At 66.4% G+C, this 20888-nt stretch carries 20 protein-coding genes; 12 read left to right on the top strand and 8 right to left on the bottom strand.

Features of this window, described 5'->3' with window-relative positions; genetic code table 11:
• Positions 1-91 precede the first annotated feature (91 nt).
• The 6 genes from EMQ25_RS12270 to speD all read right to left on the bottom strand — a co-directional run bounded on the left by EMQ25_RS12270 (position 92) and on the right by speD (position 6298).
• The gene (locus tag EMQ25_RS12270) at positions 92-1528 is read right to left on the bottom strand and encodes a xylulokinase (RefSeq protein WP_127188878.1); all 1437 of its coding nucleotides are present in this window, start codon (positions 1526-1528) and stop codon (positions 92-94) included.
• Positions 1528-2460, bottom strand: a complete 933-nt coding sequence (locus EMQ25_RS12265; protein WP_127188877.1) for an ABC transporter permease — start codon at positions 2458-2460, stop codon at positions 1528-1530. Before EMQ25_RS12265 ends, EMQ25_RS12270 begins: the two co-directional genes overlap by 1 nt.
• Positions 2457-4007 (bottom strand): sugar ABC transporter ATP-binding protein, encoded by a 1551-nt coding sequence (locus EMQ25_RS12260; protein ID WP_158626073.1) that lies wholly within the window; start codon positions 4005-4007, stop codon positions 2457-2459. Before EMQ25_RS12260 ends, EMQ25_RS12265 begins: the two co-directional genes overlap by 4 nt.
• A gap of 37 nt (positions 4008-4044) precedes the next feature.
• Complete coding sequence (locus EMQ25_RS12255; protein WP_127188875.1) at positions 4045-4962, bottom strand: sugar ABC transporter substrate-binding protein; 918 nt, start codon at positions 4960-4962, stop codon at positions 4045-4047.
• Positions 4963-5030: 68 nt separating this feature from the next.
• Entirely contained in the window at positions 5031-5894 is an 864-nt protein-coding gene (gene speE, locus EMQ25_RS12250; RefSeq protein WP_127188874.1) for a polyamine aminopropyltransferase, read from the bottom strand.
• Positions 5891-6298, bottom strand: coding sequence for an adenosylmethionine decarboxylase (gene speD / locus EMQ25_RS12245; RefSeq protein WP_425290237.1), 408 nt, complete (start codon positions 6296-6298; stop codon positions 5891-5893). Before speD ends, speE begins: the two co-directional genes overlap by 4 nt.
• 301 nt (positions 6299-6599) lie before the next feature.
• Here speD and EMQ25_RS12240 point away from each other — a divergent pair, with 301 nt between their 5' ends.
• From EMQ25_RS12240 to EMQ25_RS12200, 9 genes are all read left to right on the top strand, one after another.
• Positions 6600-7838: an aminotransferase-like domain-containing protein gene (locus tag EMQ25_RS12240; protein WP_127188872.1), complete on the top strand. Its 1239-nt coding sequence runs from the start codon at positions 6600-6602 to the stop codon at positions 7836-7838.
• A complete protein-coding gene (locus tag EMQ25_RS12235; RefSeq protein ID WP_127188871.1) occupies positions 7835-8464 on the top strand; it encodes a glutathione S-transferase family protein in 630 nt (209 codons plus the stop codon). Before EMQ25_RS12240 ends, EMQ25_RS12235 begins: the two co-directional genes overlap by 4 nt.
• 75 nt (positions 8465-8539) lie before the next feature.
• Positions 8540-9148, top strand: a complete 609-nt coding sequence (locus tag EMQ25_RS12230; RefSeq protein WP_127188870.1) for a J domain-containing protein — start codon at positions 8540-8542, stop codon at positions 9146-9148.
• Positions 9149-9306: 158 nt separating this feature from the next.
• On the top strand, positions 9307-10104 hold the full coding sequence (locus EMQ25_RS12225; protein WP_127188869.1) for an RraA family protein: 798 nt from the start codon (positions 9307-9309) through the stop codon (positions 10102-10104).
• Positions 10105-10134: 30 nt separating this feature from the next.
• The gene (locus EMQ25_RS12220) at positions 10135-11109 is read left to right on the top strand and encodes a Bug family tripartite tricarboxylate transporter substrate binding protein (protein WP_127188868.1); all 975 of its coding nucleotides are present in this window, start codon (positions 10135-10137) and stop codon (positions 11107-11109) included.
• A 97-nt stretch (positions 11110-11206) separates the two neighbouring features.
• Entirely contained in the window at positions 11207-11653 is a 447-nt protein-coding gene (locus tag EMQ25_RS12215; protein WP_127188867.1) for a tripartite tricarboxylate transporter TctB family protein, read from the top strand.
• 16 nt (positions 11654-11669) lie between these two features.
• A complete protein-coding gene (locus EMQ25_RS12210; protein ID WP_127188866.1) occupies positions 11670-13166 on the top strand; it encodes a tripartite tricarboxylate transporter permease in 1497 nt (498 codons plus the stop codon).
• A gap of 72 nt (positions 13167-13238) precedes the next feature.
• Positions 13239-14036: an IclR family transcriptional regulator gene (locus EMQ25_RS12205; RefSeq protein ID WP_127188865.1), complete on the top strand. Its 798-nt coding sequence runs from the start codon at positions 13239-13241 to the stop codon at positions 14034-14036.
• 145 nt (positions 14037-14181) lie between these two features.
• A complete protein-coding gene (locus tag EMQ25_RS12200) occupies positions 14182-15426 on the top strand; it encodes an NAD(P)/FAD-dependent oxidoreductase (protein ID WP_244606573.1) in 1245 nt (414 codons plus the stop codon).
• Here the strand turns inward: EMQ25_RS12200 and EMQ25_RS12195 are convergent.
• Entirely contained in the window at positions 15423-16184 is a 762-nt protein-coding gene (locus EMQ25_RS12195) for an SDR family oxidoreductase (RefSeq protein ID WP_127188863.1), read from the bottom strand. The two genes, EMQ25_RS12200 and EMQ25_RS12195, sit on opposite strands and share 4 nt — an antisense overlap.
• A gap of 122 nt (positions 16185-16306) precedes the next feature.
• Between EMQ25_RS12195 and aac(3) the strand changes: the two genes are divergently transcribed.
• Positions 16307-17110 (top strand): aminoglycoside 3-N-acetyltransferase, encoded by an 804-nt coding sequence (gene aac(3) / locus EMQ25_RS12190; RefSeq protein ID WP_127188862.1) that lies wholly within the window; start codon positions 16307-16309, stop codon positions 17108-17110.
• Between the two features lie 9 nt (positions 17111-17119).
• On the opposite strand, the gene EMQ25_RS12185 is transcribed toward aac(3), so the two are convergent.
• On the bottom strand, positions 17120-17914 hold the full coding sequence (locus EMQ25_RS12185) for a MerR family transcriptional regulator (RefSeq protein WP_127188861.1): 795 nt from the start codon (positions 17912-17914) through the stop codon (positions 17120-17122).
• A gap of 146 nt (positions 17915-18060) precedes the next feature.
• Here EMQ25_RS12185 and EMQ25_RS12180 point away from each other — a divergent pair, with 146 nt between their 5' ends.
• Both EMQ25_RS12180 and EMQ25_RS12175 read left to right on the top strand, forming a co-directional pair.
• Complete coding sequence (locus EMQ25_RS12180) at positions 18061-19530, top strand: aldehyde dehydrogenase family protein (RefSeq protein WP_204570019.1); 1470 nt, start codon at positions 18061-18063, stop codon at positions 19528-19530.
• Positions 19530-20885: an FAD-binding oxidoreductase gene (locus EMQ25_RS12175; RefSeq protein WP_127189195.1), complete on the top strand. Its 1356-nt coding sequence runs from the start codon at positions 19530-19532 to the stop codon at positions 20883-20885. The genes EMQ25_RS12180 and EMQ25_RS12175 overlap by 1 nt, the downstream gene beginning before the upstream one ends.
• Positions 20886-20888 lie beyond the last annotated feature (3 nt).

Here is a 20888-nt window from a genome sequence, read left to right as displayed (position 1 = left end):
TGGGGGTAGGGCCCCGGCCGCCGGCCCAACTGCAACGGAAAGTCTCGCCCGAGCCGGTGCCGGCCTGCCTGCGGACAGCGCCCGAAGCGCCTCACCCGGCGGCGAACACCCGCGCCATCTCCGTTGCCCGGCGAAATGCCGCGCGGCGATGGGCGGCGCGGGGCGCGCGCTCCGCGCGGGGGCGGGCCATGCGGGAGAGGCTCGCTTCCCCCACGCTCTGGCCCAGCGCCATGCGCGCCAGTCGCCAGGCCCCCAGCATGGGAGCGGCCACGGGGTCAGGGCTCATCCAGAGTTCGCATCCGGTCACGTCGGCGAGGATCTGCCGCCAGAGCGGGCTCAGCGCGCCGCCGCCCGCCAGCGTCACGCGGCCCCCCGCCGGGCTGCCCTCGGGCCCGCCCATCGCCTCGAGGTTTTCCGCGATCGCCATCGCCACCCCTTCGAGCACGGCGCGATAGAGCTCGCCCGGGCCCGCCCGTCCGTCGAGATTGAGGAACGCGCCCCGAAGGTCGAGGTCGAGAAAGGGCGAGCGTTCGCCTTCGAGATAGGGGAGGAACAGCGTTTCTCCCGGGTTCTCGTCGGCGGCGCGCCCCAGCGCCTCGGCCTCTGCCTGGTCCAGCCCCAGCGCCCGGCGCGCCCAGTGCGCGGCTGCGCCCGCCGCGAGGATCGGGGCGATCTCGATGATGCCGGGGCCCGCCGGGTGCGCCAGCCGATAGAACCCGCTCGGGGCGTCGAGCGTCTCGGGCCCCGCCACCCGCGCCACCCAGCCGGTGGTGCCGAGGTAAAGGCTCACATCCCCCGGGCCCAGCGCGCCGCTCCCCAGCGTCGTCGCGCCCCCGTCGCCCGCCCCGTTCACCACCATTGTGCCCGCCTTCACCCCCAGCGCTGCGGCCGCCTCTTCGGTCACCCTACCGATCACGGCAGAGGCGGGGACAAGTTTCGGCAGCATGGCGCGGGCAATCCCGAAGCGCTCCAGCAGCGGCTCGGACCAGTCGCGGGTCCTGATGTCCATCAGCCCCGTCGTCGTGCCATTGGTCGGGTCGGTCGCGGCGATGCCGGTCAGCCGAAAAGCGAGGAAATCCTTGCTGCCGGGCAGCGCCAGAGTGCAGGAAGTGTAATTTCCATCAAATTTCATGCTCAGAGCGTGCAATTTGAACGCCGTCATCAGGGGCTCGGGCGCATTGCCCAGAATGGCCTCCGCCCCCTCGAGGTCATCTTTCAGCCGTGAAAAAGCCGCATTTCCGATCGGGTCGGAATAGAGGATCGCGTCGCCCGCCGGGCGGCCGTCGGCGCCAAGCGGGATCAGGTTTTCCATGGTCCCGCAGAGGCTTATGGCGTCGATGTCGCCGGGCTGCAGCTGCCGCACCGCCGAAATCGCGGCCTGCCACCAGGCCTCGGGGTCCTGTCGGTGTGTACGTTCCGCCCTGGTTTCGCCATAATCGGCATCGGCGCGGGCGATGATGGTGCCCGCATCGTCCACCAGAGCCGCCTTCAGCCCTGAAGTCCCTGAATCCATTACGAGAATTGTCATCAGCCCGCTCGCCCGATCCGCCGCAGCAGCACCGCCAACAAAATTATCCCCCCCGTCAACATCCTCTGAACAAAGGGTTCTACCCCGATTATCGTCATCCCATTGGCCAGAACTCCGGTGATCGCGACGCCCAGAAGCGTCCCGGCCACCGTCGGCGCGCCGGTCGGAGAGGTGGTTGTGCCAATGAAAACAGCAGCATAGGCCGGGAGTAAAAGCGGTTCGCCCATGGTGTGCTGCACGCTGCCGAGCCGCGAAGCGAGCAGCAATCCAGCCAGCGCCGCGAGCCCCCCGGCGATCGAAAACGTCAGGATCACGTCCCGCGCAACCGGCAATCCGGCCAGCCGCGCCGCCAGCGCATTGCCCCCGATCGCCCGCAGCCGGCGGCCGAATTCGGTGCGCGTCAGCACGAATCCGGCGACCCCCATGACGAGCATCGTCCAGAGGGCAAGTGCGGGAATTCCAAGGATATTTCCGCGCGCGAGAAGCTTGAATTCATCGGGCACCAGGCGGAACAGGCTGGCTCCGCCCGAGATGCCGAAGGCAAGCCCCGAGACGATCGTGCCGAGCGCCAGCGTCGCCACGAACGAGGGTACCCCGAATCGCGCGACGAGAATGCCGTTGATCGCGCCCGCGACCAGTCCCGCACCCAGTGCGAGAGGCAGAGAAATAAAGATATCCACGCCCGCCGCGAACAGCACAAAGCAGATCACCGCCGAGAGCGATGCGGTGTAACCCACTGAAAGATCGAACTCTCCGATCGTCATGACCAGCGTTGCCGCCGTCGCGACGATGGCAAGCGCGGCGATCTGCTGGACGAGATTGGCAAGATTGGCCTGGCTCGCGAACGCCTCGGGCGCCGCAATCGAAAATCCGACGCAAAGGAGCACGAAGGCAATCAGCGTGCCGAAGCGATAGAGTGTGGTGCGCGTCATGCCGGCTCCGGATCGAATTGCGGTTTGGACTGGGCTGCCGTAGAAAGTGCTGCGGCATCAGCGGTTTGGCGGCTGAACTCGGCCGCGATAGCGCCCGCCGAAAAGACGATGACGCGGTCGCCGAGCTCCAGCGCCTCCTCCCGGTCCGAGGTCGAGACCAACACGCCATTGCCGTCCCCCGCCATCGCGCGGACGATATCGCGCAGCTGGGCCTTCGCCATCACGTCGACGCCCTCGGTCGGCTCGTCGAGAAGGATCAGCCGGGAATGCCGGCTCGCCCAGCGCGAAAACAGCAGCTTCTGCTGGTTACCGCCCGACAGCGTGCGCACCTTCTGCCCCGCATGCCCGAATTTGAGCCCCACTGCCCGCGCCGCCTCGGCGAAGGCTCGGGTTTCCGCACTGCGGCTCGGGACGGGAAGGCGCGGCCACCGGCGGAAGCGCGAGAGGAGTGGCAATGTGGTATTGAAAACAAGGCTTTCATCGGCAAAGAGCCCCGTGCGATGCCGGTCTGCCGGCACGTAGGAAATGCCCGCGTCGAGGGCCTCGCCGGGGTTGCGCGGAGCAAAGGGCTCGCCCCCCAGCGTCATCGCGCCTGCCGTCAACCGCTCCACGCCCCAGATCGCATCGAGCACTTCGGACCGCCCCGATCCGATGAGGCCATAGAGCACCACGATTTCTCCCGCGCGCACCTCGAGCTCGATCGGCACGGGAAGCGAGCGGGTTCGGGCGCCTTCTAGCGCGAGGATGGCTGGCGCGTCGGGCAGGGTGCGTTGAACCTTTGCCATCGGCGCGCCGCCGCCCATGGCCGAGATGATCGCGGCGACGGTGTGCCCGGCGCCGGTGCATTCGGCAACCACGCCTCCATCCGCCATGACGATCGTCCGATCGCAGAAGCCGGAAAGTTCGTCGAGCCGATGGCTGACGAGGAGGATGGCCGTTCCCCGATCCCGGACCCGGCCGAGAACCGCAAAGAAGCGCGCAGCATCCTCGGCCGGCAGGGCCGCAGTCGGCTCGTCGAGAATGAGGATCCGTCCGTCATCGGCGAGGGCGCGGATCAGACGGACGAATTGGCGCTGGCTCGGCGTCAGCAATGCGACGGGGGTCGCCAGCGGCAGATCCGGGGCGATTGCCCGGGCGATCTCCGCCACGCGCTCGGTCATCGCGCGCCGGTCGACCATGCCGTGACGGCGCGGATAGGGGCGGCCGAGGAAGGCATTTTCCACCGTGTCGAAGTGTGGCACCAGGGGTGCGTCCTGGTGGATGACGCGGATCCCGGCGGCATAGGCGTCGGCGGGAGAAGAAAACCGCGTCTGCGTCCCCGAAACGGCGATCGCCCCGGCATCGGGCAGCACGGCCCCCGCGACGCATTTGATCAGCGTGGATTTGCCCGCGCCATTGTGTCCGGCAAGGCCGACGGCCTCGCCGGCGGCGAGTGCAAGGCTCACGGCCTTCAGCGCGTGGGTTGCTCCATACCGCTTGTCGAGCCCGGAGAGTGCGAGCAGGGCTATGCCCGCATCGGGCCCGGGGCCCGACGCGGTGGCGGTCACGGGAGCGGTGCCGCCTTGGCGGCGATAGGGCGCTCGGTCAGTCGCACGTGACCCCGAGGCTCTCGCGGGTGATGAGTTCGACCGGTGCGTAGAGTTCAGCTGCCTCTGGCGTGCCACCTTCGAAGATGGTCGACAGCTCAGCGGCCGCGATCTCGGCCATCTGCGAAAACCCCTGGCGCACCGTGGCAATGAAGGGCGTGCAAGCCTCGATCAGCTCGATCGCCTGCGGGTTGCCGTCGATGCCGGCGATGACGATTCCGTCCCGGCCGGAGGCTTCGATGGCCAGCTGCGCGCCGACGCCCGGTTCGTCCCACGCCGCCCAGACAGCATCGATTGCGCCCTCGCCAGGGTTGGCGAGAAGGATGGAATCCATGGCGTTGCGGCTATCGTCGATCTGCCCCGGCACCTGCACGTAATGCTGGCCGATCTCGGTGATGGCAGGGGTCTCGGCCAGCGCATCATCGAGTGCGATCTCGCGCTGGCGCACGCCCGGATGAGCCGAGTGGAACAGCCGCACGATCTGGCCTTCGCCGCCGATGGCCTCGAAGAGATATTCGGTCATGGCCTGGCCGAGCACGTAATTGTCTGAGGTGACGTTGAGGGCGACCGCGTCGTTGGCGGCCCCGTCTATGGTGATCACGGGAATACCAGCAGCATCGGCCCGGCCCACCTGATCTTCGATCTGCGCCGGATCGATGGAGACGAGCACGATGGCGTCGACCCCGCTCGCGGTCACATCTTCGACGCGGCTCGCAAGTGCGCCCATGTCGCCGGCAGTGTCCACCACGTCCAGCGTCCAGCCATTTTCGCTCGCGCGGGCGCGGAAGGCATCGACCATTTCGGCCGTCGCGATCGCGGAGAGATAGGGGGTCAGCAGCGCAACGCGTTCGCCTGCGGCGAAGGCGGGCAGGGCGGTGCCGGCGAGAAGGGCGGCGAGGGCGAGGCGTGGCAGCATGAGATCCTCCGGGCTATGCGGACCGGACCTTATCCATCGCCCGGGTACCCTGCAACGGGAAACCCCGCTCAACCCCGTCGGGCAGCGGCGAGGGCCTCCGCGATGAAGGGCGGCAGGGCAAAGGCGGCATGGTGCATGGCCGGGCTCCAGTAGCGCGTCGCGATCCCCGCCATGCGCTCGGCGAGAACGGTCTCGGCGGTATGGCGCGCTGCAGCAGCGCCGGGGCCTGCCCAGCCCAGCGCCATGTGGCCACCGAAATAGGTCGGCACGACCGTGAGGTAGCAGGAGGCATCGCCCGTTGCGCGGTGCAGCGCACCGAGCCCGGCGACGAAGGCGTCGCCCTGCAGGAACGGTACGCCCGACTGGGTGACGATGATGCCATTCGGGGCGAGCCGTCCGGCACAATCGCGATAGAAAGTCTCAGTGAAGAGAACGGCGCCGGGACCCGCCGGATCCGTCGAATCGACGAGGATGAGGTCGAAATGATCCTGCGTTTCGGCGACGAACTTTGCGCCGTCGCCGATCTTGATCTCGAAGCGGGGATCGGCGAAGGCGGCCGCGTTGAGCTCGGGAAAGTGATCGCGCGCAAAGGCGACGACATCGGGATCGATCTCGACCTGCACGACCCGTTCGAGATCGCGATGCTTGAGGACTTCTTCGGCGAGCCCGCAATCGCCGCCTCCGATGATGAGCACCCGTCGCACCCCGCCATGGGCGGCGAGTGGGACGTGAGCCATCATCTCGTGATAGGCGAACTCGTCGGCGCTCGTTACCTGCACGGCGCCATCGAGAAGCATCATGGTGCCGAAGACGGGGTTTTCCACGAGCTCCAGGCGCTGCTGGCCGGTGTCTGCGGCATGCAGCGTGCGCCGGACTTCAAAGCCCATGCGCACGCCCTCATGCAGGGTCTCGTCGGTCCATCTTGCGCTCAAGCGCCCTTGCCCCGCAGCAGTTCCTGCACCGCGATGCGTGCCGGGCTGAAGGCCTTGCGCAGAACCTCCACGCAGCGTTGGGGTTCGGCGTCCCCGCACATGAAGACGTCGAGAGCCGCATAGCCACGTTCGGGCCAGGAATGGATCGAGATGTGGCTTTCGGCCAGCACCGCAACCCCGCTGATCCCGCCATTGGGCTCGAAGGGATGCAGGTGGATGTGCAGGAGCGTCGCCCCGGCCTCTTCCACGCAGCGGACCATGGTCTGCTCGATATGGTCGAGATCATCGAGCCTTTCGGCGTCGTAGAGATCGATGATCAGATGGGAACCGGCAAAGGCGATTCCGTCCCGCTGGATGAAATGATCCTTGGGTTCCCCCGCCTCGGGTGCAGTGGCGGGCAGCATTGAGTGTTCTTCCGTTTGGGAGGCTTTCAGCGAAACTGAGCCCATCCCCAATTGGAAGAGGGCGTCGCGAGACATGGCGTCCTCCCCAACCAGTAGATGAAGCCCGACGCAGCGGGCACAGGCGATATAGTGCCCCCTCGCCAAACAATCAAACCCTTAGGGCGTGACATTTTGCATGATGGCTTTGCGCCTTGGCCCCATTGCGCGAAAGCGTTTTGCGTGTGCCGGCTTTCGCGAGCCTCGACATTATGGCTATGTTCGTGGCCTGAAACGCTATGCCAACCCGCAAGGCGAACGTGCCATGACCTCCGATTTCTTCGCGCATGCCGCGCGCTTTGCCTCGAACCTGCCGGCGCCCAAGGCGCGCGGAGGCGGGTCGGCGCGCTACAATTTCGGGGTCGGCCACAACGATCCCTCCGCCGTTCCCGTGGCCGCGCTCTCGGCGGCGGCCGCCGCCGCGATCACCGAGGAGGGTGAGAGTCTCGCCATCTACAATCTGGGGGGCAGTGCGCTCGGACACGAAAAGCTGAGGCGAATCATCGCCGACAAGCTCAACGCGCATCGCGGCTTCGCGCTCGGTGCCGATGAAGTGCTCATCACCTCCGGTTCGCTGCAGGGGATGGATCTGGTCAACGCGCTCCTCTGCGATCGTGGCGACTGCGTGATCATCGAGCAGTTCACCTATGGCGCAGCCATTTCGAAAGCACGGTCGGCTGGCGTCGACGCCATTCCCGCGGTGCTCGACGAAGGCGGCATCGTCATCGAGGCGCTGCGCGAAACGCTCGAACGGCTTGCCGCAGAGGGGCGGCGCCCCAAATACATCTACACCATCCCGACGGTCCAGAACCCGACCGGCACCATCATGCCGCTCGAGCGTCGGAAGGCGCTCCTTGCGCTCGCCGCCGAGTTCGACGTGCCGATCTATGAGGACGAATGCTATGCCGACCTCATCTGGTCGGGTGAGGCGCCCCCGGCGCTCGCCGCACTTTCCCCCGAGCAGGTGATCCATATCGGTTCGCTCTCGAAGTCGCTCGCCCCGGCGCTGCGGCTCGGCTACATGGTCGCCCCCTGGCAGGCGCTGGGGCAGATTCTCGCCCTCAAGACCGATGCCGGCACGGGCGCGATCGAGCAGATGACGGCAGCGCGTTACCTGGACGGGCATTTCGATGCGCATGTGGAGACGCTGACGCGGCATCTGGAAACCAAGCTCGATGCGATGATGGAGGCGATCGGGCGGGAGTTCGGGACCTCGGTCGAAGTGGTGCGGCCTACAGGCGGGCTCTTCGTCTGGATGGCCTATCCCGAGGGCATCGATACGGCGCCCCTCGTAAAGGCGGCGGCCGAGGAAGGCATTTCGGTCAATGCCGGATCGGACTGGTCGGTTGATCCCGAGCATGGCAGGCGGTTCGTCCGGCTCTGCTTCGCGCTGCCGTCCGTCGAGGACATCGAGGCGGGGATCGCCGCCTTTGCCGAGGTATCGCACAAGGTCCTCGGAATGCCCGAACGCTCGGGCAACATGGCGCGCAGGGGGACGGAATGATCGATCTTTACACCTGGACGACGCCGAACGGGCGCAAGGTCTCGATCCTGCTCGAAGAGCTGGGGCTGCCCTATCGCGCCCATGCGATCGACATCACCAATGGCGAGCAGTTCGCGCCGGATTTTCTTGCCGTCGGCCCCAACAACAAGATCCCCGCCATCGTCGACCATGAGACCGGCATCAGCCTCATGGAATCAGGAGCAATCCTCGTCTATCTCGCCGACAAGACGGGTCAGTTTCTTGCCCGCGAGGGGGAAGAGCGTTACCGGGCGATCGAATGGCTGATGTGGCAGATGGGCGGGTTCGGCCCGATGCTGGGGCAGGCCCATCACTTCCTCAAATACAATGCCGGCAAATCCCAATATGCCGAGGACCGCTACCGGGAAGAGGCCCGGCGTCTCTATGGTGTGCTCGAGAAGCGACTTTCGGGGCATGCGCATGTGGCGGGGGACTATTCGATCGCCGACATGGCGATCTGGCCCTGGGTGTCGCGGCATGAATGGCAGGAGATCGACCTCTCGGACTTCCCCGCCGTGCGGCGCTGGTATCGCGAGCTTGCCAGCCGTCCGGCGGTGCAGAAGGGCTATCACGTGCCCAAATACACCAACGACATCCCCCAGGGATGAGGGGCGTGCGAATGTCGTGGGCCGGCCCTCCGGCCTGCTTCAATCCCGCCACACTGGCTGATATCATCGCGCCCGATGACAGGTTTCGATCCATATGACGTTCTGGGCGTGGGGCGCAGCGCCGAGCAGGCGGCGATAAAGTCGGCCTATCGCAAGCGCGTGCAGACGGCCCATCCCGATCGGGGCGGGGACGCGGACGAATTCGTATCGATCGTGCGCGCCTTCGGTCTTCTGTCCGATCCGGTATCGCGCCGGCGGTTCGATGAAACCGGGATTGTCGATGAGGCGGGTATCCAGGATTATCGGCGCGAGGTTACAGTCATCCTCGTCGACCTCTTCGATGCTGCGGTGCAGACCGCCATCGCTACCGGACTGCCCCTGACATCGGTCAACTTCATCGACCATATGAGCGTGGCGGTACGCGCCGGCACCATCGAGGCGGAACGCCAGGTGCGCCAGCTCGACGAGGAGATCGAGGCCCTGCGGGCCCTGAGGGCGCGGATCCGGCGCAATGACAGCGAGCTCAACCTGTTCGTCGAGCGCCTCAACGAACAGATCCGCGCCAAGACCGAGCAGCACACGACTGAGCGCAGGCGCGTCGCCATGCTCGAAACGGCGACGGTCGAGCTCTCCAATTACGAGACCGAGGTCGAGCTGATCTCCGCGCTGCAAAGCGCCTCCTGACCCCCCCGGCGCGGTTCACGCGCACCTTTTTCGCCATAAGACGAACATGTCCATGCCTCGAAGGGCTTGACGGGGCGGTTCGCCGCGCTATTCTTGAGATAGAAGATATTTCTATTATGTAGACACCGCAGTTTGCGCGGTGCATGCGGGGAAAGTTGATGAGCGAAACCAGCCGAGCCGACGTCGAACGGGACTACGAAGAATATCGGGCCGAGGGGCGCGTCTGGGGCCAGGTGCCGATCGAACGCATCGCCGCGATCAAATTTCCCCGTGCCAGCCGCGAAATCGTCGAGGAGTTCCTGACCTTCGAGGACCTCTCGACGACGGTGTCGGATGCGCTCGACTCCCTGGGCCTGCGCGGCGCGGTGGCCGGCTCGCACCTGAAGCCTGTGATTGCAGGTCGCAAGATGGTGGGCACCGCCACCACGGTGCGCTCGATCCCGGAGCGAAAGACCCCAACCCAGGGCTATTTCGACAAGGACATGATCAAGATGTCCACGCGCGAATCCTACTATCTCGGTGAGCCCGGCGACGTCCTCATCTGCGATTTCGGCGGCAATCTCGACGTGTCCAACATGGGTGGCCAGTCGGTCACGGTCGCGCGCTCGCGCGGGTTCGCGGGGGCCATCGTCAACGGCGCCGTGCGCGACGTTTCGACCATCAAGAAGATCGACTACCCGGTCTGGTCCAAGGGCGTCACGCCGATCACCGGCAAATTCCGCATGGAAGCGGTCGAGATGAACGGGCCGGTCACCGTGCACGACGTTGCGGTCTATCCCGGCGACCTCGTCGTCGCCGACGATTCCGGCGTCTGCTTCGTGCCTTATGAGCATATCGGCTACGTCCTCGAGCAGCTTCGCGCTATCGCCCGCGAAGAAGAGAACATGCGCGAACTCATCGAATCCAAGCGTCCGCTCGACGAACTGCGGCCGCTCTATCGCAAGCGTTATTCCTGACGGCTTGCGCGACACTGAGGGAGGAACATTATGAAACTGAAATCCATCGCACTTGCCGCCGGCCTTGCGGTCTCGGCCCTTGCCACTGGCGCCATCGCCCAGGATTATCCGAGCCGCTCGATCACCATGATCGTGCCCTACGGGCCCGGCGGCGGCGTCGGGATCAATGCGCGCGCGCTTGCGCCGCATCTGGGTGCGGCGCTGGGCCAGGAAGTGGTCGTCGAGCATCGCGAGGGCGGTGGTGGGGTGACCGGGCACACCATGGGCGCAACGGCTGCGCCAGATGGCTACACCATCACCATGGTCAGCCCCGGCATCGCGGCTGCCCCGCTCGTCATCGAAGGGGTGGCGTTCACGCCCGAGGACTATGCCTATATCGGGCAGGTCACCTTCGTGCCGCAGTTCATCGTCGTTTCCAACGAGAGCGAATACGAGACGCTCGAGGATCTGATCGCTGATCTCCAGGCCCGGCCCGGCCAGGTTTCGGCGCCGCAGGTGACCGGCTGGCCGAGTTCGGCCATCGCGCAGACGGTATTCCTATCCGAAGCGGATGCGCAGGCGCTCGAAGTGCCCGGCTTCGGCGGTGGCGGGGATCGCATCTCGGCCATCCTCGGCAATCACATCGACTTTGCCTTCATGAACCTCAATGAAGCCCAGCCGCTCTACGAAGCCGGGCAGGCCCGCGTGCTCGCCGTCGCGGCACCCGAGCGGGTCGAGGCGATGCCGGACGTGCCGACCTTCGAAGAGCTCGGCTATGCGGTCAACACCGGCGTCTGGCGGTCCATCGCCGTTCCCGCAGGCACGCCGCAGGAGATTCGCAACATCCTCGAAGCTGCGCTCGAAGAAGCCATGGCCTCGCCCGAACTCGCAGCAGATTTCGAGCAGGTGGGGCTCAGCATCGATTACCTCGATGCCGAAGCGACCCAGGCGCTTGTGATGGAGGAGTATGAAGGTCTCCGCCAGGTGCTGATCGACGCCGGCGTCGAACTGGCCCAGAACGACTGATGGCGGCTGCCGCACGGATATCCCGTGCGGCAGACTGATCTCCGCCCCGGCCAGCCGCCCGGGGCGGAGACGCTTTTCGGGCGGCTTGCTGCGAGGCATGATGAAGCTTCTGGCCGTATTGGTGATGCTCCTTGCGTTCTGTGCGCTCTTTGTCTGGACGCTCGGCGCACGCGGCTCCGGGGCCTATCCGCTCCTTTATCCCCAGGTGCTGATCGGCGGCGTTTGCCTGATGCTGGGCGTCCTTGCCTTGCAGCAGGTGCGCGATGTCCGCCGCGCGCGGATGGCGGGGGATGTGGGCGGGGAGGACGACGGCTTTGCCTGGCAGCCCGTCGCTGCACTTGCTGCCTCCTTTGTATATGTACTGAGCTGGACCAGCATCGGGCATGTGCCGGCAACGGCCATCTTTCTCTTCATAGCGCTCTTGATTGCGGGCGAACGCCGGCCGGTGGCGCTTCTCGTTTTCGCCCTCGGGCTCACCGCGCTCATCCAACTCCTCTTCATCCAGGGCCTGCGCATCCCGCTGCCCCGCATCCCGTGGCTCTAGGCCCAGGACACCGATCATGATCGAACTCATCGGCTCCGGCCTACTCCACGTCCTCGAGCCGGCCAATCTCGTCGCCATCGTCTGCGGGGTGCTGATCGGCATGGCCGTGGGGGTCATCCCGGGGCTTTCGGGCGGCACGACGATGACCATCCTGCTGCCCCTCGTGCTGCTCGCCCCGCCCGATACGGCCGTGCTCTTTCTCATTTCGATCTGGGGTGCGGCCGTCTATGCCGGCTCGATTTCGGCGATCTGCCTCAATATCCCGGGCACGGCCGCTGCGGCCGCGACCACGCTCGATGGATTTGCGCTCGCAAAGTCGGGCCGGGCACGGCTGGCATTGCGCGCGTCCATCATCGGGTCGACGATCGGCGGGATGGCCTCTGCGCTTGCGCTGCTCTTCCTCTCCCCGCTCCTTGCCCGGCTGGCACTCTCGTTCGGACCCGCGGAGATGTTCGCCTTTGCCCTATTCGGCATGGCGACGGTCGCATCGCTTTCCTCGGGCTCGCTTCTCAAGGGCGCGATCGCGACCTTCATCGGGCTCGCCATTGCCACGGTGGGAATCGCGCCGACCGGCCAGACGCGGCTCGTTCTGCAGCCGGGTCTTGTCACCGGCGTGCCGCTCATCCCGCTGCTCATCGGGCTCTTCACCATCCCGGCCGCCATCGAGATGATGCGCAAGGGGGATGCATCGATCGCCATCGACCTCAAGACGCTGGGTGGCAAGGAAAGTTTCCTTGCCAAGGCCTCGGACTGGGCAAAGCACGGGTTCAATTTTCTCCGGTCGGGCCTGATCGGTGTCGTCATCGGCGTCCTGCCGGGCGCGGGGCCGACGATTGCGTCCTTCATCGCCTATGGCGAGGCCAAGCGCGCGGCAAAGCCCGCCGAACGGCAAAGTTTTGGCAAGGGGAACATCGATGGCGTGATCGCGCCCGAGACCGCCAACAATGCCGCGGTCTTTTCCTCGCTCGTTCCGGCGCTGGCGCTTGGCATTCCGGGCAGCGTCGATGCGGTCATCGTCATGGCAGCGCTGACCTCGCACGGTCTCGTTCCGGGTCCGCTCCTGATCGAGCGGAGCGCTGACGTCGCCTATACCGTCTTCATCGGCGCCTTCGTCGCCAATGTCGTGATGCTGGTGCTCGGCCTCTACCTCGCCCGCTATATCGCCAACATCACCCGGGTCAGGCAGTCCTTCCTCGGACCGGGCATACTCGTGCTCGCGCTCCTCGGTGCATTTTCGGTGCACAATGACGTGTTCGAGGTTTTGCTGACGCTCGTCGTGGGCGTGGGCGCATGGTTCCTGCGCAAGCTCGGCGTACCGATGGCACCGATCATCCTCGGCGCCATTCTCGGCCCGATGCTCGAGACCTATCTGGTTCAGGCGCTGGTGCTCTATGGCGGCGCGGTCGGCGCGATCACCACCCGACCCGTTGCGGCAGTGCTTGGGCTATTGGCAATACTCAGCATCGTCGTCCCGCCCGTGCGGCGGATGCTGGCGCGCCGGAGGGCCGCATAGGCCCTGTCTTGCGCAGCGGATCGGTCCTCTATAACGAGGTGGACCAACTGGGATACATGAGGGGAGGCGGCCATGGCACAGGAATCCGAGCGTCACGTCCAGGCGGTGCTGAGCGCGCTCAAGATCCTCGAAGCGTTCGACAAGGACAGGCCGTTGCGCCTCAAGGACCTGCATGAGCGCACGGGTCTCAACCGCAGCCGGATCCTGCGTTTTGCCGGCACGCTGCAGGCGGCCGGCTTCCTTGAATATGACGAGGGCGCCGGCACTTATACCCTTGGCCTCAAGCTCTATTCCTTGGGCTCGCTGCTCGGCCAGCGCGTGTCGGACATGGCCGATTTCGTCCGGCCTGCCCTCAAGCGCCTCGCCGCGCAGTCGGGCAACACCGCTTTCTATTCGATCCGGCATGGCTTCGACCGGCTGGTGATCGCCAAGGAAGAATCGAGCGAGGGCCTACGGTTCATCGTCGAGGAGGGGAGCCGCCGGCCGCTTTTGTTCGGGGCCACGGGAAAGGTCCTCCTCGCCCATGCGCCCGATGAGGTTCGCGAGCATGTGTTCGAGCAGCCCGTCCTCGCCCGTGGCGTCGGCGGGGAAGGGGTCGACAAGGGCGCGATGATGGACGAGCTCGCCCGCATCCGGGAAAAGGCCTTTGCCATCAGCAGGGGCGAAGCCACCGCCCATGGGTTCGCCGTAGCGGTTGCCGTGCCCGTTAACCGGGCCGGGTCGATCCAGTATGATGCGCTTACCATCGCCGGCCCCCTCGCCAAGCTTACCGACCAGCTGGCTGCGGGCTATGTCGACATGCTCGGCAAGGAGATGCAGGGGCTTTCGACGAAACTCGCCAATTTCTCTCCGCCCATGCCGGTCTTCTGAGGGTCCGGCAAGACGCCATGCACCTGCCGCGCCGCGGCATTGCGTCCGGAGCGGATGCCCAAGGTTGCCAAGAGGCCGGGATTCAGGTTGTGCTTTCATGCACACCGGGCCGGTGCGAGCATGCCGGCGGGAAAGGATCTGGGTCATGGCTGACGTTATCGTTCTGGGCGCGGGGATCGTTGGGATCTGTACCGCAATCAACCTGCAGCGGCGTGGCCGCCAGGTGGTTCTGGTCGACCGCAAGACCCCGGGGCGCGAGACCTCTTACGGCAATGCCGGTCTCATCCAGAAGGAAGGCGTCAGGCCCTATGCCTTCCCGCGCGAGTTCGGCACGCTTCTGCGCATCGCCCAGAACACCTCGATCGATGCGCGCTACAGCCCGACGGCGCTGCCGGCGCTGGCGCCGCTGATCATGCAGTACTGGTACAATTCGGCCCCCGAGCGCTACCGGCAGATCGTTGCCGATTATGCGCCCCTGATCCTGTCCTCGGTCGACACGCATGCCGAGCTGATCGCCGAGGCAGGTGCCGAGGATCTCGTCTCGAAGGATGGCTGGTATCGCGTCTTCCGCTCGGCAAAGGCGCGGGACATTGCCTTTGCCCAGGCGGAGGATGACGAGCGGCGCTACGGGGTCACCAACCGGCGGATCGACGGGCCGGAGATGGCGCGCATCGAGCCCGATGTCATGATCCCGATGTCGGGCGCAATCCACTGGGTCGAGCCCTGGGGGATCAAGGATCCGGGCAGCCTCGCGGACGCTTATGTCGCGCTTTTCCGCAAGCTCGGCGGCGTTGTGGCGACCGGCGACGCCATGAGCCTTGCGACCGCCGGCAAGGGCTGGCGGGTCACGACCGACGCCGGACCGGTCGAGGCGGGAGAGGCGGTGATCACCCTCGGGCCCTGGTCACGCGGGCTCACTCGGCAGCTGGGTTATCGCCTGCCGCTCTTTGTCAAGCGCGGCTACCACATGCATTACGGCACGCAGGACAACAAGCCGCTGCGGCACTGGCTTCTGGACAGCGAGACCGGGTATCTGCTCGCCCCGATGCTGAAGGGTATCCGTCTGACCACCGGCGCGGAATTTGCTCCGCTCGATACGCCGGGCAATCCCGTTCAGCTCGAAGCGGCCGAGCGGGTCGCCCGGCAGTTCTTCCCCTTGGGCGAAAGGCGCGAGCCACAGCCCTGGATGGGGTCGCGGCCCTGCACGCCGGACATGAAGCCGGTCATCGGGCGCGCCCCCAAGCACGGCAATCTCTGGTTCGGCTTTGGCCACGCCCATCATGGGCTGACGCTGGGCGCTGCGACCGGAAAGCTGCTCGGCCAGGCCATGACGGGCGAAAAGCCCTATCTCGACCTGGCGCCCTTCAGCGCCGCGCGCTTCGGCAGCTAGGATCGGCTGCCCGCGACGCGCGCGGCGAACGCATCGTCGCGGATGTCGATTTCGCTGCCCGAAAGATCCTCGGGGCGGTTGGCGAGAAGCCATGCAACCGCCTCGGCGGGGATTTCGGGGGCGAGGAGAGCGTCTCGCGGCAGCTGGCTCACCGGATTGATCCCCGATTGCCGGATTTCGGCCTGCATGCCGGTATCGACGACGCCTGGGCGGAAGCCATAGGCACATAGGCCCGATGCGCCATATTCGTGATGGAGCGCGCGGGTCAGCATGGCGAGGCCGGCCTTTGCCGTGCAATAGGCGCTCCAGCCCTCAAGCGGGTTCCCCGCGGCGCCGCTCGATATGTTGACGATGGTGCCCCCACCCGCCATCAGGGGCAGGGCGGCGCGGATGCCGTTATAGGCGCCGACGAGATTGATCTCGATCGCCTGAGCCCAGCGACCGGGATCGGTGTCGCCGAGCCGGGCGATAGGTTCGATCACGCCGGCATTGTTGACGAGGCCGGAAAGCCCGTTCCCCCAGTCCGCCAGCATCGCCGTCGCACGCGCCATGGCGGGGTAATCGGTCACGTCGGCAACGAGCGGCAGGGCTCTGCCGCCGGCCTCAGCGATCTCGGCTGCAACCGCATCGGCGTCGGCCGGCTTGCGACAGAGGACGCCTACGCCGAACCCCTTGCGGCTCGTGGCATGGGCGATGGCCCGTCCGATGCCGCGACTTGCCCCCACTACCAGCACCGCACCTGCTTGCTCTGCGCTCACGCTACACTCTCCGGTTCTTGAAAGGGCGCAGGCTCGGCCATCGCGCCCGACGCGTCAATGGCGCGACCCGATGACAGCGCATTTTGCCCGGGCTAGGCTCTGCCACGACGTGGAGGTTGGCGATGGACGAGCAATTCGTCACGCGGGCCCGGCTGGCCGATGACCTTTCGGTCCTCGGGGTCGGGGCGGGCGATCTGGTGATGGTGCATGCAGCCATGAGCCGGGTGGGCCGGCTGCTGAACGGTCCCGACGCGCTGATCGGGGCGCTCCGGGACGTATTGGGGCCTGCGGGCACGCTGATGGCCTATGCCGATTGGGACACGCGCCATGACGCGCTGCTCGATGAGGACGGGCGGGTGCCCGCGGCGTGGCGGCAGCACGTGCCCGCCTTCGACCCGCTCTCTTCGCGTGCGACCCGCGACAATGGCGTCCTCCCCGAATTCCTGCGCACGACACCCGGCGCGGTGCGCAGCGGAAACCCCGGGGCGTCGATGGTAGCGCTCGGCGCGCGGGCAAGCTGGCTGACCGAGGGGCACGCACTCGATTATGGCTACGGGCCAGCTTCCCCTCTGGGCAAGCTCGTTGCAGCTGGCGGCAAGGTGCTGATGGTCGGGTGTCCGCTCGATACGATGACGCTCCTTCACCATGCCGAGCACCTGGCCAGGATCCCCGGCAAGCGCATCAAGCGGGTTGAGGTGCCGTTCGCGACGCCTGACGGGGTCGTCTGGCGGATGGTAGAGGAGTTCGATACGTCCGATCCCGTCGTCGACGGGCTTGCCGATGATTATTTTGCCGAGATCGTCAGGCGCTTCCTAGCGACCGGAGCGGGTCGGCAGGGCCCGGTCGGAGAGGCCCCGAGCGTGCTCGTCGAGGCTGCGCCGATCGTCGCCTTTGCCGTGGACTGGCTCGAAACTCGCTTCGGATAAGCCGGGTCCCTAGAAGGTCGGCGGGGTGTTGATCCAGATGAGGATCGTCTCGCCATCATGGATGTTGCGCCAGGCGTGATGCCGGCTGCTCGCGAAATAAAGGGAATCGCCCGGATCGAGCACCACGGTCTCGAGGCCATCCAGCGTGACTTCGAGGCGGCCGGTGAGGATATGCATGAACTCCTCCCCCTCGTGACGATAGGCCCCTTCCGACGATGCGCCGGGCGCGAGGACGAAGCGGTGGCAATCCATCTGATTGCGCCCCTCGGCCAGCAATTGCACGGTGACGCCGGGGGTCGTCTCGGGCCAACGCCGCCACTGGCCGGCGCGCACCAGCGGTCGTCCCTCGCGGGTGCCGTCGCCGGAGAGCTCGGAAACCGATGTGCCGAAATACCTCGCAAGATCGCTCAAGGTCTTGAAGGCGATCCCCTGCGAGGTGCGCTCGAAGGTCGAGAGCACCGAAGGGGCGATGCCGATCGCCTCGGCAAGCCGTCCCAGGGTGAGCCCTGAGGCGCGACGCAGCGCACGCAGGCGTGGCCCGGTGCGCGCAGCACTGCGCGGTCGGGACGAGGAACGCCGTGGCACAAGGGTCGTCCGGATCGCTGCGGCGTTCAGCCCCTCATCCTGCCGCAGGCGCTGGATTTCGCGCAACGCCTCGACATTCTCGGGCGAATAGATGCGCTGTCCGCTTTCGAGGCGATGTGGCGTGACGAGCCCCTGGGTCTCCCAGAGCCTGAGGGTGGACACGGACACCCCCACGAGCCGGGCGACCTCGCCGATCCTCAATGCCGTGGGCGGCTCCATCGCGTTTCTCCTCCGCGCTTTGGCGCATCCTTAGCCCGCGGCTGCGCCAAAGCCCAGCCCGTGACGATTTTCCTTGCCGGCATCAGCGGAAGCTGCTTCCAATAGAAAGCTACAGAATAAATGTAGAGTCCTGCCTGGAGGGGATCTTGGTCGGAAGCGTCTCGAACACGGTCGAAATCCTCGAGGACCGCCTCTTCATCGATGGGCGCTTCATCGAGGCTGCGAACCAGGACCGGCTCGCCATTCTCTCCCCGATTGACGGGCAGGTCATCGGCGAAGTGGCGTTCGCTGGGCCGCAGGATGTCGAGAGTGCAGTCGAAGCGGCCGAACGAGCCTTCGTGTCCTGGTCATCGCTTTCGTTCAAGGCGCGCGCAGGCTTTCTCGATGCGATCGCCGACCATCTGGACCAAAGGCGGAACGATCTTGCGCGGCTCACCGCACGCAATAACGGCAAGCCCCTCGCGCAGGCCCTCATGGACGTCGACGATGCCGTTGCCTGCTACCGGTATTATGCGAGCCTTGCCGGGCTGCCGGGCGAGGAGGATGTGCCGGGCCTTGAAGGGGGGCTCGTCGCACATAAGGATCGGCTGCCGCTCGGTCCTGTCGCCTTGATCGTGCCGTGGAATTTTCCGCTGACCACCGCCGCATGGAAGGTTGCGCCGGCGCTCGTTGCCGGGTGCACGGTCGTGCTGAAGGTCTCCGAGGTCACCCCCTTTGCCGAGTTGTCGCTCGGCAGCGCGGCGATCGCCGCGGGCCTGCCGCCGGGTGTTCTCAACATCCTCGTCGGGGGGCCGGAGGCGGGCGAGCGCCTCGTGCGCGATCTGCGCATCGCCAAGATCTCGTTCACCGGCAGCAACAGGGTGGGCAGTTCGGTGATGGCGGCCGCGGCGGAGCGTGCCGTGCCCGTTACCCTCGAGCTGGGCGGAAAATCGCCGATCATCGTTTTTGATGACGTCGATCCGGACTGGGCGGCGCAGATCGTCGCCGAGGGCATCTTCACCAATTGCGGGCAGGTCTGTTCGGCCAATTCGCGCCTCATCGTGCAGGAAGGCATAGCCGACGCCCTCGAAGAGCGGCTCGTCGAACTTGCCCGCACCATGACGATTGGCGACCCGCTCGATCCAGCCACGACGCTTGGTCCCCTGACCTCGTCGGCCCAGTACGAAAAGGTCATCGGCTTTTTCGATGCGGCCCGCGCGGAAGGCCTCGCATGCCTGGCGGGCGGGGATGCTCTCGGGCGACCGGGATATTACGTGGCGCCGACGATCTATGGAAACGTGCCGGTGACGAGCCGGCTCTGGCGCGAGGAGATCTTCGGCCCGGTTCTGGTCACGCGACGTTTCCGCACCGAGGCCGAAGGGGTCGCGCTTGCCGCCGATACGCCGTTCGGGCTCGGTGCGGTCGTGCTGAGCGGCGATATCGAGCGGGCCGAGCGCGTCGGGCGCGCGCTGCGCGCGGGCAATGTCTGGGTCAACACCGGACAGATGGTGTTCCCGCAGGGCAATTGGGGCGGGTTCGGCGCCAGCGGTTTCGGACGCGAATTGGGCCTCGCAGCGATCGAGGGCTTTACTGGTATAAGGCAGATCATATCGGCCTCGCCCAGAGCCGGTGCGTGATGACGGTGCTGCCCGATCAGCCGGTGCTGAGGGCCCTCTTGGCCGCTTTGGGTGACGATGGCGTCCTTGCCGGGTCGCGCCTGATGGCGGCCCGGCTTCGCGATGCGAGCGGTGCGCCATCAGCTGTCGCTCCACTTGCGCTGCTGAGGCCACGCAGCGTCGAGGAGGTTTCCGCGGCGCTTGCAATCTGTCACGCCCATGACCAGCCGGTCGTCGTGCAGGGCGGGCTCACCGGGCTTGCAGCAGGGGCCAACCCCCTCGGCGGGGAGATCGCCCTGTCGCTCGCCCGCCTCGAGGGCATCGAGGACATCGATGCCGAGGAGGGTACGATGACCCTGCGTGCCGGCACGATCCTCCAGACCGCGCAGGATGCAGCCCGTGCAGCCGGCTTCCTCCTGCCCATCGACTATGGCGCGCGCGGCTCGGCCCATATCGGTGGCGCCATCGCAACCAATGCCGGAGGAACGCGTGTCATCGGCCACGGCACGGTCCGGCAGAACGTCCTCGGTCTCGAATGCGTGCTGATGGACGGCACGGTGCTGAGCCACCTCGTCAAATTCACCAAGGACAATTCGGGCTATAATCTCGCGCAGCTCTTCATCGGGTCGGAAGGAACGCTCGGGGTCGTGACGCGCGCAGTGCTGCGGCTGAAGCCCCTGCCGCCTCCTGCCGAAACGGCGCTCTGTGCGCTCCCCGATTTCCCGGCTGCACTCAAGCTCCTGCGCTCGGCGCGCGCGAAGACGACGCTCTCGGCCTTTGAGGTGATGTGGCAGGATCACTTCCTGCTCTGCGGCGGCCGGGGCCTCTTCTCGCCCGACCCGGACATCGCGCTCCTTATCGAATGCGAGGGGGGAGGGCTCACGGACCTCCTCGCCGACGCCTATTCGGAGGGGATCGTGCGCGATGCCCTGATCGCTTCTTCGCAGGCCGAAGCGGACCGCTTCTGGGACATCCGGCACATGGATCATCTCGAGACGCCGCTGACCCATGAGATCAATCTCGACGTCAGCCTGCCGGTTGTGGCGATGGACGGCTTCGCCCGTCGATGCCGGGAGGATCTGGGCGCGCTCGATCCGGATCTGCGCAGCTATGTCTTCGGCCATGTGGGGGACGGCAACCTGCATGTCGTCGTCACCCTGCCGCGCGCGGATCCCGCACTCGTCCATCGCGTCGAAGAGACCGCCTATGGGCTCGTGCGGGCGCTCGGGGGATCGATCTCCGCCGAGCACGGGATCGGACGGCTGAAGCGCGACTGGCTCGACCATTCCCGGTCCGCCGCCGAGATCGCAGCGATGCGCGCGATCAAGGCTGCGCTCGACCCCAAGGGGCTGCTCAACCCGGGCAAAATCATCTGAGGG

The organism is Arsenicitalea aurantiaca, assembly GCF_003994485.1.
In the GTDB taxonomy this organism is placed as follows: Bacteria; Pseudomonadota; Alphaproteobacteria; order Rhizobiales; family Devosiaceae; genus Arsenicitalea; species Arsenicitalea aurantiaca.
Note: the sequence above shows the minus strand (reverse complement) of the source record. Positions and strands in the feature narration are given on the sequence as shown.